This window comes from Cytophagaceae bacterium ABcell3 (assembly GCA_030913385.1).
Lineage (GTDB): Bacteria > Bacteroidota > Bacteroidia > Cytophagales > Cytophagaceae > ABcell3.
The window spans coordinates 1,000,407-1,015,837 of record CP133159.1 but is presented as its reverse complement, the minus strand read 5'-3'; the positions used below and the strand labels follow the sequence as shown (position 1 = coordinate 1,015,837).

The following is a 15,431-nucleotide window of genomic DNA, read 5'->3' as shown; positions in this document are numbered from 1 at the left end:
TACCAATAGCGCATACCGCCATTTAAAGGATGGCAGTATAAAGAGCATATTATCATACAAATAAAAACTTATTACTTCCTAGAGACTTAAACTGGTAATCATATTTTTGAAATAATCTTGCCTCTAGTCACAATATTCCCCTGCTTTTTCTAATTTTACTTATAGTATACAAGCAGTTTATGAGGATTTTAAAATATCTTGCCTGGGGTTTGGGCGCCACAATTCTTTTGTGTCTTACCATTTTTTATTTTTCTGTAAGAATGGTTCCACCCCTGCCGTCAAGTGATGACAACATATCAGAAGACCTTGAAAGAATTGATGCCAATCAATATAGATATGGCAACAATCTACTGATTAAGAACCATCAAGGTCTATGGGAGATATATCTGGAAGGAAAGCCGTACCAAAGAGGTGTGGCCTTTGGAGCGTTGGCACAGCACTTAATGAAAGAAAAAGAAAGTGCTTTTATTGGCGAAATCAAGAACCGGATACCCTCTGAAAAATACCTCAACTTCTTAAAGTACCTCGTTGCTTGGTTTAATCGCGATCTAGACAAATATGTGCCTGAAGAAACTTTGTTGGAAATTTACGGAGCTGCGGCATATATGGATGATCTATTTGACTACATTGCCCCTAAATACCACCGGTCTTTAAGCTACCATGGCGCCCATGATATTGGACATGCACTCCAAAATATGAACTTGGTCGGATGTACGTCCTTTGCCACTTGGGGAGAAAGTTCTGAAGACAACAAGCTTCTTATCGGCAGAAATTTCGACTTTTACTTTGGCGAACCATTTTCCCGCGATAAAATAGTAGCTTTCTACAAGCCTGATAGCGGATATAAATTTATGTCTGTTACTTGGGCAGGCTTTAGTGGGGTGGTATCTGGCATGAACGAAAAAGGGTTGACTATAACCCTAAACTCGGCCAAGTCTGAAATTCCCACAAAGGGCAAAACACCGGTTTCCCTTATTGCCAGACAAATATTGCAGTACGCCTCAAATATTGAAGAAGCTTATACTATAGCTTCAAACTATGAGTCATTTGTAGCAGAAACGTTTTTAATAGGGTCTAAAGCCGACGGGAAGGTCGGGTTAATTGAAAAATCACCCCAAAACACTGCTTTGCACTTCTCTGACACCACCTATATGGTCATTACAAACCATTTCCAAAGCAAAGAACTTTTCAACGATCCCCTCAACCAAGAGTATATTGATGAAGAAGTATCTGTTTACAGGTATGCAAAAACCGAGCAGCTCATAGATAGCCTTAGCCCACTAAACGCCAAGGATGCTGCCACCATTCTTAGGGACAGAAGTGGAATTGACAATAAAAATTTGGGGCTAGGAAATGAAAAAGCCATTAACCAATTGATTGCCCACCATGGGATAATTTTCGCACCTGAAGATTTAAAAGTTTGGGTATCATGCGCACCCTATCAGTTAGGAGCGTTTGTAACTTACGACCTTAACGAGGTCTTTGATATGAGCCGTTCAGAAAGCCCAAGCTCATTCCAAGCTGCCGACTCGCTGCATATTCCTGCAGACACTTTCCTCCTTACCAAAGAGTATGAGCAATATGAAGTTTTTGCAAAATATAGAGACCTATTGCAGAACTTTATACTTGCTGGCAAGGGCGACCCTTTCTCAGAAGATGAATTGCAGGCTTTTGAAAACAGCAACCCAAACTGCTTCTTGACTTATTATTACCTTGGCAACTATTATAAAACCCTTAAAAACTGGGAAAAAGCAAAATACTTTTACGAAAAAGGTTTGACATTAGAAATTGCAAGGGTAAGTGAAAAAAAGCATATGGAAGAAAGCTTAAAATTATGTTTGGAGAAATTAAATGATCAAAAAAATGCCAATTCCTGACATAGAAAAAGCATCGCAGCACGAAATAGAAAGTTTTCAGGCACATTTGCTCCAAAAACAGCTTTTATATCTTTATGAAAAATCTACTTTTTATAAGAAACACTTTCAAAAGCATAAAATAAATCCCAAGAACATTCAATCACTAGCGGATTTAGCACTTATACCTTCTATTGGCAAACAAGAACTTCAATCTTGCACCAATGAGTTTATTTGCGTTGAGCGCTCTTCCATACTTGATTATTGCAGCACATCAGGCACGGAAGGAAAACCTGTTACCATTCCACTAACGGAAAACGATTTGCAACGTGTGGCTTACAATGAATATCTTTCCTTGGGCTGCGCCAATCCAGGGTCTGAAGAGCTATATCAACTGACCACAACGGCAGACCGTCAGTTTATGGCTGGGCTAGCATATGTTATGGGTGCCAGAATGCTTAAGGCTGGTATGGTCAGGGTAGGGCCCGGACTACCGGAGTTGCAATGGAAAACAATAGAAGAAGTTCAGCCAACCACCCTCATCATTGTCCCCTCTTTTCTGAATAAACTAGTTCAGTATGCAGAGGAAAACAACATAGACTATAAAAGCTCTTCGGTAGAAAAAGCAATTTGTATAGGCGAACCTATCAGAAAAGATGATTTCAACCTGAACCTTCTTGGGGAAAAAATCAAGAAAAAATGGGATATTAAGCTATTCTCCACTTACGCATCTACTGAAATGGCTACCGCCTTTACGGAATGTGAAGCTGGGAAAGGAGGGCATTTTCACCCAGAACTGATTATTACAGAACTATTAGATGAAAACGATAACGAAGTACAACCTGGCGATGCCGGAGAATTAACCATTACCACCCTTGGCGTAGAAGGAATGCCACTGATCAGGTTCAGAACAGGCGATATATGCAGAAAGCATGTTGAACCTTGCTCCTGCGGCAGAACCACTTATAGACTAGGGCCAATTATTTGCAGGAAAAACCAAATGATCAAGTACAAAGGCACTACCCTGTTCCCCTCGGTATTGGCAGATATTATGGACAATGCCCCTTTTGTCAAATCTTATGTTATTGAAGTCTCATCCAATGAATTTAACAATGATGATATAAAAATCATATTTCACGGAACCGAGGCTATGAACTTAAAAAGTCTGATAGATCAATTTAAAGTTAAAGCACGCGTGACGCCACAGCTTATACCAGCTTCCGAGGAGGAGGTACACAAACTAATGTTTCCCGGCACAAGCAGAAAGCCAATAAGGTTTATTGATAAAAGAAACAAGCAATCCTGCTAAACCGACAGCGACATGAATTACTATACTTTCTTTATGCACCACATACATATTTTTAAAAATACAACCTTTTTTAAAAAACCATTAATATGAAAAAACAAGTTTCACTAATTGCCTTACTCGCTTTTCTCTTAATGTCTTTTAAAGTCACTGACGACGTTCAAGACAAGGAGCAGAATGTAATTTGGTTTGGAATAGATTTCTCAAACGCAAGATTAATTGGCTCTTATGGTTTCTCAGATCCCGAGAAAATACGAGACACATACTTTCCTGCAATCAATAACCTTGTACTCAGTGAACCTAAAAAATATAACCTAGAAAAATACTACAAGCTGCCAAAAGTGCGTCATGACCTAAGCGTGGTAAAGGAGAGGAACAAAAGCATTAATATGGATGAATCAATTATTGATGATTTTTTTACTTTTGAAGAGGGACAACTAGAGAAAGTCGTGCGAGAATATGTTTCTGAGCAACACACTACGGGTACAGGAATTTTGTATGTTGTAGAGGCCTTAAATAAAACCCAAGCCACAGGGCATATCCATGTAGTATTTTTTGATATAGCATCCAAAGAAATTTTATGGACCAAGAAATACGAACAATTGGTCACAGGCTTTGGCTTTAGAAACTACTGGGCAAGCTCAGTTTATAGAGCCATGAAAGCTAGCGGCAAAGATTATCGAAAGTTTCAAAGAAAGCAGAGAAAAAAGTAATTTTTCAAAAGCTCTTGGCAGGATTGCCAAGAGCTTTTTCTTTAATCTACCCCTTATAAAAAATAACCTGCGACAAAAACCTTTCGTCAGCAACTGATACAAGAAAGCAACAATTTGGACCCTCACAACAACCACTATAAAAACCAGTAAGCCGCTTCCCAATCCCTCACGTACAAAACTAGCAATCAAGTATAACGGTTATACACCCAAATGCACCATTGATGCACCCACGACACACGTTAATACATTTACATGTTGGCAACCAATAACTTCAAGTATATTTGACATTTAAGCTATCGGGATAAATTATACCGGTCACTTTTTTATCCAATAGTTTGGACACTTTTTACAACTAACATTTAAAAAAAATGAGAAAAACTTTTTTACTCTTACTCCTCTGTGCGGGACTGTTTAACACAGTCCTCGCACAGTCAGAATATTATTGGTACAAAGGGGAAAAAATGCCCCTGACCCGCAAAGACGATCAGAGATTTGTCCTTTTCAAAAATGAAAACATTACACCGGAAAGACGACAAAAAGCGTTAGGGGACGTAGATGTAAAAGCGAGTGGAACAGAAGCGTTAGCAGGCATTACCCCATACAAAGGACGGGTGCCCAAAATGCCTCAGTGGGCAATTGTTGAAACAAAACAAAAAAATAGCAGGTTGTCTAATCGAGAAGAAATTGCTTATGAAGCTCCTGCCTATGTTTCTTCAACAAATGCCGAAGCTGTGCTGTCAAACCTTCTTTATGTAAAACTTAAACATAAAAATGACCTTCAAGCACTTGAGCAGGCAGCAAAAAAGCATAAGGTCGACATCGTAGGCAGCAATGAATTCATGCCTCTCTGGTACACCCTCGCTTGTAATGAACACAGTACAGGAACATCTTTGGAAATAGCCAACAGTTTGTATGAAAGCAATGTTTTCGAAGCTGCAGAACCCGACTTTGTTCCATTAAAGCCCTTAGAAGTATGCACAAACGATCCATTCTTCGACAACCAGTGGGGTTTGAACAACAACTCCAACAACCCTGGCAGTGGTGTTGACATCAAACTTTGCGAAGCCAGAGAATTGTCTACCGGAAATGGTGACGTTACGATTGCAGTAATAGACCATGGAATGGAGAGAAACCATCCAGACTTGCCAAACTTGTCTCCTTTTAGTTATGACACCCCTACAGGAGACGAAAGTACGGTCAGGGGCAACCACGGTATGCCATGCGGAGGAATCATTGGTGCTGCAGCAGACAACAATATAGGTGTTGCAGGCATAGCACCAGACTGTCCCCTGATGGATATCAGCGACCCATTATGGGTAACGGTAAATGCTCCCCAACAATTGGCCAATGGGTTTAATTTTGCGTGGACAAATGGTGCTGCCGTCATCAGTAACTCATGGGGACACAACCTATATGAAAGTGCTATTTTAGATGATGCCATTGACAACACCATAACAAACGGAAGAGGTGGACTTGGAACCGTAGTAGTTTTCTCAGCTGGAAACATCAACCACAACCTCACAAATCCGAATACAGCGGTAATATACCCTGCCAATTCGAACCCAGATATAATAGTGGTAGGCGCCATAAGCCCTTGCGGAGAAAGAACAAATCCAAACTCTTGCGACTCTGAGTTTTGGTGGGGAAGCTGTTTTGGGCCAGAGGTCGATGTAATGGCACCAGGGGTACTTGTGCCAACCACCGACAGACAAGGGGCTAATGGGTATCGAAACGGTGATTACAATCAAGCATTTAATGGTACATCTGCGGCTTGCCCACATGTTGCTGCCATTGCAGGATTGATGTTATCTGAGAACCCTTCTCTTACTCAAGGTGAGGTTGCAACCATAATAGAGCAAACCGCACAAAAAGTGGGGAACTACAATTACCAAAACACTGCTGGAAGAACAAATGGAACTTGGCACACCGAAGTAGGTTATGGAATGGTAGACGCAGAAGCGGCTGTTCTTGCTGCCAATGACAATAACGGAAACGACCTATTGGCGCATTTCAATGTGCCAAGGCCTACAGGGATCCCACAGGGGTTCTACCAGTACAGCAATGTACACACTATCGGAACCGGTGGACCTAGCTTGGACAATGTATTCAACTCTGTATTCAACTGGTGGGGTAGTACTAACAACCCTAATGGGTTATACCAGTTAACACTGGAAACTACCGATGGGAACCCTTCTCATTTCACTGATCTATCTAATTTTGCAACTTACACTTTGCACCTGCCCAACCCTGAAATTTCTATAAGTTCAGGCACAGGGTTTGCTAACATAGACGGAGACTATTGGGTAACACTGGACGGAAACAACCTTGTGTTGGTAGAAAAGTCTGGTAACTATGCTTTATACTTCTCTAACTCGCCTAACCAGCCCAATATGCGTTTAGGTGGAGACGACACCATTGCACTAGAAGGCGCGGCGACTTCTTTGGAAGAATCGGAGACAACAACTGCATACCCTAACCCGTTTAGCTCAGCAATCAATGTAGCTATACCAAGCGGATTAGAAGATGTTACAGTCATGGTAACCAACAGCAAAGGACAGCAAATAGAAATGCTAACACCCAAAGGAAGAACCGTTTCCTTAGGGGAAAACTATACCCCAGGGGTTTATATCCTAAAAATAACCAGCAGTACAACGGTAGAACACCTAACGGTGGTAAAACAATAATTTAAAAGCTAATAAGTATACCAAAAGAGGCATCCGGAAAACCGGATGCCTCTTCTTTTTTATCAGTAGCCCTTTCTTAGAAAGCCCGCAATGTTAGCCAAACAATTAAAATAAAATGTGGCTAAAATGCAGGTTTAAAGTTTGCCAATTTGACTTAAAGTGCTATTACAAATTCATGCAAGTGAAACGACTGATATGAAGTAAATATGCCACAAAAAAAGTCTACCCCTAATTTCGCTAAAACACCTTACTGTTTAATAAACCTCTCGACCACTACCTGCTGTTGGTTTTGATCGAACAAGTGCACAAAATAGACACCCTTCGTCAGCCTATCTACAGAAATTACTGTGTCCCCATTATTAGAATCGACCATATGTGAACCCACTTTCTCTCCTTTTGCAGAAAATATATCTATACTGCCAATGCGAACATCTCCTGTAGTTCTAATATTCAGCATATCAGATGCCGGATTGGGAAAAAACGTAACCTGATTTAACTGCGCTCTTTCTGCTTCTGTAAAAGCAAGGTTCTTATGGTACAAATGTAAATAATGGTATGCGGTGTCCAATGTACCCTCTAGATCCACCAGCTCAAGGGACTGCATGCGGGTAGTAATCAGATTATCACTGATCTCCACAATAAACTGACCCTCCCCATCAATAAATAAGGAATCGCCTTCGATTTCATATTCCCCATCTGCTTTAATTTCCCCTTTTGAAGATTCATAAGTACCAGTGCCAAAGAAAATTTCATAGTCGGACATATCAACTGCATTTTCACTTGAATCCATGTGGTACAATGGAACTATTTCATCCTGTATTACAGAATAATACTTTCCAACCACATATGAATGTGATTGAATAGGGTTTTGTGCAAAAGAAGGCAATAAAGCAATGCTGCATAAAAACACCCCAAAAAGTGTAATCTTATATTTCATTATATTTTTATTATAAATGTTAAACCAATGTTATTCTTGCTCCTCGAAAGCTTTGATAAGCCTTAGATCGATATTTTTGAATAAGATGCTTCCAATAACAACATTTCCGTTGGCATTAATTTGACCAGTACGGCTATCTCCACAATATTGGACACCAACACCACGGGAAATAACCTTCACTTTTCCACATTCATTTACAACCTTACGAACAACCTTGCCCGGATATAAGAAATGTCCATTGGCAGTAAAATTTGTAATAGAATAATTATGATCATCAGGGAAAGCATATATCTCATCATAGTCTTTAGAATGCAAGTTTCCTCCGCAAAACCAACTATCAAGTGTCCTTTCATACATTGACCGCCTTATTATCATATTAGTATTGTTATACAATTTGTATTTATGACAGGGCACAACTGACTTTGGGTTTTCTTCAGCTTGTAGTTCCATTAAGGCAAGATCCATTTGCTCAGTCTTATACAGTCCTCGAAACATAGCTGGAACATCTACAACCTCTACATTACGCTGCCGCTGTAAAAAGCTCAACACATCATTCACATTTCGGATCCTCCCTGTGGGATTTTCTTCCGTAACCTGTGGCTCCCAATTATTTACTCGCTCTACGATATCATCTAGCCCGCTACTGCTAAGCGTAGACAACAAAACAGGAGAAAAATTGTCATGTGTGAAATACTCTGGCGTAGGCGCTGTAAGGGCAACATTCTCCTTCATCAGTTTATACACATTCTCAACCGTACAAGGCACTTTATACTCATTATCACTGTTCAAGTCGCATATTTCTGTAGTCACAGTATAATCATGAAAACTACGGTCATTTTCCCTTAGATAATCATGGTCTTGAGCCATGATAAGGTCAATATCCTCTTCTCCACAATCAGATGGGTCTACTTCATCAGAAGGGAAATGCCCCATAGACACTTGAACGATTCCATTATCTGTAGCTATCCACTGAACCGTATTGTCCTGGCTTGTCCCTCCTACAATGTTATTTGACGGTAGCGCACTGTTTTCGGTGGTAAAAAATGTATAAGATGAAGGATCTTTAACCTCCCCACGCCCATCGTAAACAAGCAAACCCTTGTTTGTTCCTATAAACACATTGCCATGAGCATTTCCCCAAATAGCATTATCATTGACCCTGATGTCTTCAGGCAACATACAAGACAAATCTTCAGGAAGGACTGCTGTCCAATTACCATTTTCTCTAACAGCAAATCCATTACCAGCAAAAGAAGTAGAAACCCACTGCTTTTCGTCACCTACATACATGGCATTAAAAATACCTCCCGAAATTCCTACATCGGCAAAAGCATATTCTCCTAAATAATTAGCGTCCAAATCAAAACGAATTATTCTTGATGGGTTAAAAACCCCGTTTTTGCCAGTATAAGGGAACACACTCAACCAAACTTCTTCATTATTAGAAGAAACCGACTGACAGTTTCGAGTCTGTGCCATTTCCATGCCTGGGTTGCAATTATTTGCAGGATAAGGAAAATAATCCTCTACCTCGTTACCGTCAAGGTAATCTTGGTAAACACTTATAGAGGTAAACCTGTCTTCACCCTCTCTGATATAAGCCATGGACCCTGGATATACATAATATTCAGATGGCAATGTACCGACACCAGGTACAAAAATATCATGATATCTAAAAGCCCCCCACACGGTATTGTTCTTATCCACGGTAAGGTGGTTTGGGTTAATGGTAGGCAAACCTTCTCCAAAATTATCCGAGTTCGGGAAACACTCTTGGTTCCGATCTACAGAAAAACGAACAAAACTATGGCTGGAGTTGTCCACTTTGTTAATACCACCCCCTGCGTCTGTATAGGCAACCCAAAGATTTTGATTGCCATCGGCGGCAATACTACTTATCAAATGATCTTCAAGCCCCCTGTTGCCATCTACAATAGGCACCAGCGAGAAAGCGCCACCTCCCTCCGAACCATCTGCCAGCTTAAACAAACCAGACTTATCAGTACCAGACCAAATATTGCCCAGAGAGTCTACTGCTATACAAGAAAAACTTTCGCCTTCATTAAAAACATGGAACTGCTGCCCTACTGCCCTTTCATTAAGAAAGATTAGAAAAAGCAAACTTGCCAAAACAAGTTGGCACGATCGACTAAACATAGTTTAAAAGTTTACTAGTTGTAAATTAATAGTTTATGAAACATGCAAATTTACATAGCTTAATAACCTATCCAAACCAAAAAACAAATAAATAAACATTTCTAGAATAATCTCACCCACTACAACTCAAAACAACTGACCATCCTCGGATATTTTGTTATATTAACATATGGAACTACTAGGAGTATTGATCATATTAAGCATAGGTATTGCTACAGCTTCAGCTTTTATATACCTATTTGCTCCCTTATGGAAGGTGGCAGTCATAATACTTCCTGCATTTTTGCTTATTTATCATCTGGAATGGTGGAGCATAGTTCCTGCGCTGTATTGGGTAGGTTTAACGGGCTATGTTTTTAAAAGTAAACCTAAGGCTTAACAACACAACTGTGGGGGAATCAACTGATTTAAAGTGTTTTTTATACGTAATAAAAGCGCTATTGCATACTAAAAACTTTGACTATATGGCAAAAACAACCATTGCTGAAAAAGCAATTAACACCAGACCAAACGCAGTCATTTCTTACGCAAAAGAAAAATATGGTGCGGCTTTTTCAGTTCATTGTAAATTTCAAAACCAAGCTTTTTGTAGAAGTTGACATTGATTTTCATGGAAGTTTCCAGATAAAAGGGCCTTCCCCTGCTTTCGCTTAATTGGATAAGTTCTTTCAACAAGCTTTCTCCCAAACCTTTTCCCTGATCAGACGGACGCACCCCAATAAACCAGAGGTAGGAAAAATGTTCTTTAGGGTAAAACTTTTTGATATTCCCCTCCCTTTTAAGCACTTTCGCTATATTACTTATACCAATGCAATTAAAGGCCAGTTTAATATCTAGGCACAAGCTTTTGGCTGTGTTTCTTTTCTTTTCCGGAAAAAACATCAAAGCACAAGCTTTTCTGTCGGCTGAAAGATAGACTTCTCCAAAAAGCTGACACATATCAAAAGCATAAGCCATTAGATGCTTAACCCGTTCTTTTCGCTTTTTATCCTGCTTTACAATAAAGTTGACACTGTTGTTCGTATCAAAGGCCTCAGATAATAAATCCACCACCAGCTGCTTGTCGGAATATGCCGCTTTTACCATACTCATAGAGCTTTACGTTAAAAACAGGCAATTAGCGACAAAAAGCATTTAGTTCCAAGTATTTGTTTTCGCTTGTTGGTGTGACCCACTGATCGTATGAAGCAGGAAAAGAATAGATAAAAGCATTAACTGGCAAGCTATTCAAGTAACTTTTACTAAAGCTATAACATTAGGAGGGAAAGATTAAAAAAAATCCCGGCAGACCTAGGTCTGCCGGTCTCTCCGGCACCATGGGAAACCCAAACCACCGGGGGAGGTTCGCAAGAACCGATTTTTAAATAACATAGTAGTTTTATACGCCGCCAGGTCCAAGGACGCTGAGGGTAAGGTAGTAGCAATAGCTGTGGAAGCAACATAGACTACAGCTGCAGCCACTGGTCAATTTCCATGCAATTAAAACTGCCTTTACGAAGAAACTCAAAGTCTAATTTTCCATTAAAGTACCCTAAGGCTTTTTTCGGTTGAAGGGGTGAATAAATGTGGGGAACATGAAAAAAGAGAGCTTAAGGAAGGAGAGTATTAGTTAAGTTTGGTGGCAATAAAACAACAATCCCGCCGAAGCGGGACTGAAGTAATGTTATTCACTACAGAATAATCTTTATTGTGATTTGCTCAAACTTATGGCAAGATAAAAAACTTTTTAATCTTTTTACAATTCCCATACAAATTTTATTAATTTCGACAATAAACTTTTTACAATCCTCAAATACCCAACTATGGCAAATAAAATTACCCTCGGACTTGACTTAGGAACCAACTCTATAGGCTCTGCCTTACTAGAGTACAATGAAAACGAAAACCTTAAAAGTATTCTACATGCAGGAAGCAGGATTATCCCCATGGGAGATGAAAAAACGGCATTTGAGCAAGGTCAGAAAATTACTAAGAACGAAGGACGTAGGGTAAAAAGGGGAGCAAGAAGAAACAATCAAAGATATAAGCTAAGAAGGAATAATCTGGTCAAAGCTTTTAAGTGTATAGGTGTTCTTGACAGTAAACATAAAACAGGAGACGAATCACTAGACAATGTGCTGCTAGGGAAGAATTTAACAGATGAGGATATCTATAACTTAAGAGCAAAAGCTTTAGAAGAAAAAATTACCCTTTCTGAGTTGGCGAGAATCATTTACCACCTTAATCAAAGAAGAGGATATCAGCCCAACAGGAAAGAAAGAAGTCAGAAAAATCAGGAAGGAAACAGCTCTTATGAAGTCAGCAATGTTGCTACTACAATTCTTTCAGCAACCCCAACAGGTGAAAAAAAGAATAAAAAAGATGAATATGAGGTAAAGACTCAATGTGGCGTAACAGGCTATACGACAAACTCCTCATTCGTCTCTATGGCAGAATCTGAAAAAGAATTTGAAATTGAGGTAAGAAAGAAAACAACAAAAAAAGGAGAAGTGTCATATACCTTTGGACTCCCTGACCCGTCAGACTGGCAAAAGAAAGTGGATGCCATGGAAAATGCACTGGAAGAATCATCATTAACGCCTGGCCAGTATTTTTCTAAAAAAATTGCTGAAAGCAGGGACATAGGGACAGATTTCCGGGTAAGGCAGAACTTTATTATGCGCTATAGATACGTGGATGAGTTCAACAGAATATGGGATAAACAAGCACAGTACCATGCTGAACTTTCTGATAACAATTTAAAAGAAACGGTCATAGATGTTGTAATGCCATTAAATTCTACAGATAAATCATTTTGGCTAAAGCGGACATTAAAAGAGTTTATACGGGACTATATTATTTACTACCAACGTCCGCTAAAAAGCCAGAAAGGAAGCATTGGGTTTTGCCGGTTTGAAAAACAAAAGCGTGTTATGCCGGTAAGCCATCCTTTATACCAGGAGTTCAGGCTATGGCAAACCATAAACAATCTCAAATTGGAAAGCTCTGACGGCACACTCTCAGAAATTGATACTGAGAAAAAAGTAAAAGTTTTTGACTATCTTAATAAAACATCACAAGCAAGCAGAGAAAGAATAGCGAAAGTTCTTGATATTGACCCTGAAGAGCTTAGGATACCTGAAACTGTAGCAGGTAATGAAACCATTTTTGAGCTAACTAAAGCGTTTAAGAAAGCAGGTCTTGACCTAAAAGACTTAAGTGCTGAAAAACTTGAACTCCTGTGGCACATATTATATTCATTGGAAGACATAGAGGATGTTGAAAATGCACTATGCAAGAACTTCAGTTTCTCTCAGGAACAGGCAGAGATAATCGGTAACGTATATTTTGATAAAGACTGGGGCAGTTTGAGTGCCAGGGCTGTTAAAAGACTGCTCCCGCTGATGAGAGCTGGCCACTACTTTTCAGAGAAGGAAATTATTGAAGAAAAACATTTAAAAGAAACTCTTCAAAAATTGAACACATTGATCAATAATGGAGAAGATGAAGCGTTGCCAGAGTATATAAGGCAGAAATTTTTTGATAAATCTCAGGTTTCAGACTTTTCCGGATTGATGTATGCCGACGCAGCAACTATTGTATATGGGCAGCATTCCGTTATCTCAAGCGAAGACCCTTTTAATGAACCTGAAGACATTGCCCCCCTGCCACTTCACAGCCTGAGAAACCCTGTTGTCGAACAGGTGGTAAACGAAACGCTACAGGTGGTAAAAAAACTTTGGGAACAGTATGGTAAACCTGGCGAAATAAGAATTGAACTACCCCGTGAGATGAAGCAAAATGCTGCGGAAAGAACAAAAGCTTACCGCAACATGCTAAACAGGGAAAAAGAAAGAAAAGAAGCGGAAGAAAGAATAACTAGCGAATTCGGAATTAAAAAACCTACAAGAAAGGATATTGACAGGTATCTTTTATGGAATGAAGGCCAGCACTATTGCATTTACTCCGGCAAAAACATTCAGAAAGCATCGCTTTTTAATGGAGAAACAGATATCGACCATATCATTCCAAGGCAAAGGTATTTTGACGACTCCTTCCAGAACAAAGTACTCGTTTTCAGAAAAGCAAACGAAGAAAAGGACAACAAAACAGCCTTTGAGTACATGAGAAACAAAGATTTTTCCCGGTTTGAAGCAGATGTAAACAGGCTGTACAAAGGGAAAAAGAAGTTTTACCTGCTTACCAAAGAAATACCAGAAGGCTTTATCAACCGTCAGATGAATGACAGCCGGTATATTGCCAGAAAGGTAACCGAAGTTCTTAACCGGGTCTGCCCGGGCAAAGTGTGGGTGACCAGTGGAACGATTACAGACTATCTTAAAAATCAATGGGGGCTAAATGAAGTATTTAAACAAGTAGTAAGGCCAAGGTTCGAAAGATTAGAAAGTCTGACCAACAGAACCCTGATACGTGAGGAAAAAATTGACAACAAGAAAATATTGCGGATTGAAGGATTTGAAAAAAGGCTCGACCATCGTCACCATGCACTTGATGCCATTGCGGTAGCAGCAACCAAACAAGGATATGTTACGCAATTAAATACTTTAAACCAGATATATGAGAAAGGAGAACTTAAAGACAGAAGTCCAAGACACTTCAGACTTCCCCATCCAGATTTCAGAAATATGGTAAAGGACTCTCTGGAAAACCTGATTGTGTCCCATAAATCCAGAAAAAGGCTTTTGTCCACTTCAATAAATAAGTTCACCAAAAGAGACGCTAAGGGCAACCTTATAAGTGTAAGGCAAGATAAGAAGACTCTGGCTGTCCGCGGAGCTTTACATGACGAACAGCCTTATGGAATTGTAAAGAAGTATGAGAAAATTCCTGTTGAAAAAGCTTTAGAATGTCTAGATTCTATAGCTGTAGAGTGGCAAATCAAAGTTATAAAGGAAAGGTTAGATGCAAATAGTGGGGATGCGGCAAAAGCTAAAAAATCACTTAAAAAAGCTCCTCTCACTGATTTAAAAGGTGAAGCTTTAAAAGAAGTTACGGTTTTCCGTACCAAGTATATTAAAACATACGAGTTAAATAAAATTACTGAAAAGCAGCTTAAAAACATTGCTGACAGAAAACTTGCCAGAGAGCTTGCTGGACATGCAGAGAAATTCGGAGGGGATTTCTCAAAAGCATTTTCTGATGACGGGCTCGTAGAATTTAACAGTTCAAGAAAAAAACCTGTTTATAAAGTCAGGGTAATGCTTAATGCCGACTTAAAACCACTTCCTGGCAAAAGCAACAATAAAAAGAAGTTTATAAAAGAAGGAAGCAATTTCTGCTTTGTCATTTATGAAAATGAAGAAGGCAAAAGAAGCTTTGACAATGTTTCATTTTTTGATGCCGTTCAGCTGGCAAAAGATGGCGTACCTGTCGTAGAGCGAAAAGAAGGATATAGCCACTTTACGTTACATGCCGGCGAACTTGTTTATGTACCAAGACCAGAAGAAGATAACTTATTAATAAACTGGCAAGATAAGGCTGCAATTTCCAACAGAATATACAAGTTTATTAAGAGTTCAGGAAACAGAGTTTATTTTATATTACACAACATTTCTCAAGTCTTAACAAAAAAGACCTTTGGGTATGATGAGTTTGGCAGTCAAAATTGTATAGAAATTATAAACGAAGATAGTCCAAGGACAAAAATTATTGACAAATGCATTAAAATTTCCTGTGACCGCCTTGGCAATATCAGCCCTTATGGAACAAAAAAAGGGAGGACTCGCTTATGAAAGAAGTAAGTGAGCCAAAAGCACAATACATGAAAAACCCTTATAAAGG

Annotated in this window: 9 protein-coding genes; 6 read left to right on the top strand and 3 right to left on the bottom strand. The window is 39.4% G+C overall.

Annotated elements, in window-relative coordinates:
• Positions 1-179: 179 nt before the first annotated feature.
• From RCC89_04300 to RCC89_04285, 4 genes are all read left to right on the top strand, one after another.
• Positions 180-1,877: a C45 family peptidase gene (locus RCC89_04300; protein ID WMJ72385.1), complete on the top strand. Its 1,698-nt coding sequence runs from the start codon at positions 180-182 to the stop codon at positions 1,875-1,877.
• Complete coding sequence (locus RCC89_04295; protein ID WMJ72384.1) at positions 1,864-3,162, top strand: AMP-binding protein; 1,299 nt, start codon at positions 1,864-1,866, stop codon at positions 3,160-3,162. The genes RCC89_04300 and RCC89_04295 overlap by 14 nt, the downstream gene beginning before the upstream one ends.
• A gap of 86 nt (positions 3,163-3,248) precedes the next feature.
• Entirely contained in the window at positions 3,249-3,872 is a 624-nt protein-coding gene (locus tag RCC89_04290; GenBank protein WMJ72383.1) for a hypothetical protein, read from the top strand.
• Positions 3,873-4,240: 368 nt separating this feature from the next.
• Positions 4,241-6,556, top strand: a complete 2,316-nt coding sequence (locus RCC89_04285; GenBank protein ID WMJ72382.1) for a S8 family peptidase — start codon at positions 4,241-4,243, stop codon at positions 6,554-6,556.
• A gap of 247 nt (positions 6,557-6,803) precedes the next feature.
• Here RCC89_04285 and RCC89_04280 read toward each other — a convergent pair whose 3' ends face one another.
• Both RCC89_04280 and RCC89_04275 read right to left on the bottom strand, forming a co-directional pair.
• Complete coding sequence (locus RCC89_04280; protein WMJ72381.1) at positions 6,804-7,493, bottom strand: T9SS type A sorting domain-containing protein; 690 nt, start codon at positions 7,491-7,493, stop codon at positions 6,804-6,806.
• A gap of 30 nt (positions 7,494-7,523) precedes the next feature.
• Positions 7,524-9,650, bottom strand: coding sequence for a hypothetical protein (locus RCC89_04275; GenBank protein ID WMJ72380.1), 2,127 nt, complete (start codon positions 9,648-9,650; stop codon positions 7,524-7,526).
• Positions 9,651-9,819: 169 nt separating this feature from the next.
• Between RCC89_04275 and RCC89_04270 the strand changes: the two genes are divergently transcribed.
• Entirely contained in the window at positions 9,820-10,029 is a 210-nt protein-coding gene (locus tag RCC89_04270) for a hypothetical protein (GenBank protein ID WMJ72379.1), read from the top strand.
• 137 nt (positions 10,030-10,166) lie between these two features.
• Here the strand turns inward: RCC89_04270 and RCC89_04265 are convergent, their stop codons facing one another.
• Positions 10,167-10,742 carry a GNAT family N-acetyltransferase gene (locus tag RCC89_04265; protein WMJ72378.1) on the bottom strand — a complete coding sequence of 192 codons (576 nt, stop codon included), beginning with the start codon at positions 10,740-10,742 and terminating at the stop codon, positions 10,167-10,169.
• Between the two features lie 710 nt (positions 10,743-11,452).
• On the opposite strand from RCC89_04265, the gene RCC89_04260 reads away from it, so the two are divergent.
• Positions 11,453-15,382 carry an HNH endonuclease domain-containing protein gene (locus RCC89_04260; protein ID WMJ72377.1) on the top strand — a complete coding sequence of 1,310 codons (3,930 nt, stop codon included), beginning with the start codon at positions 11,453-11,455 and terminating at the stop codon, positions 15,380-15,382.
• The last annotated feature ends 49 nt before the right edge of the window (positions 15,383-15,431 follow it).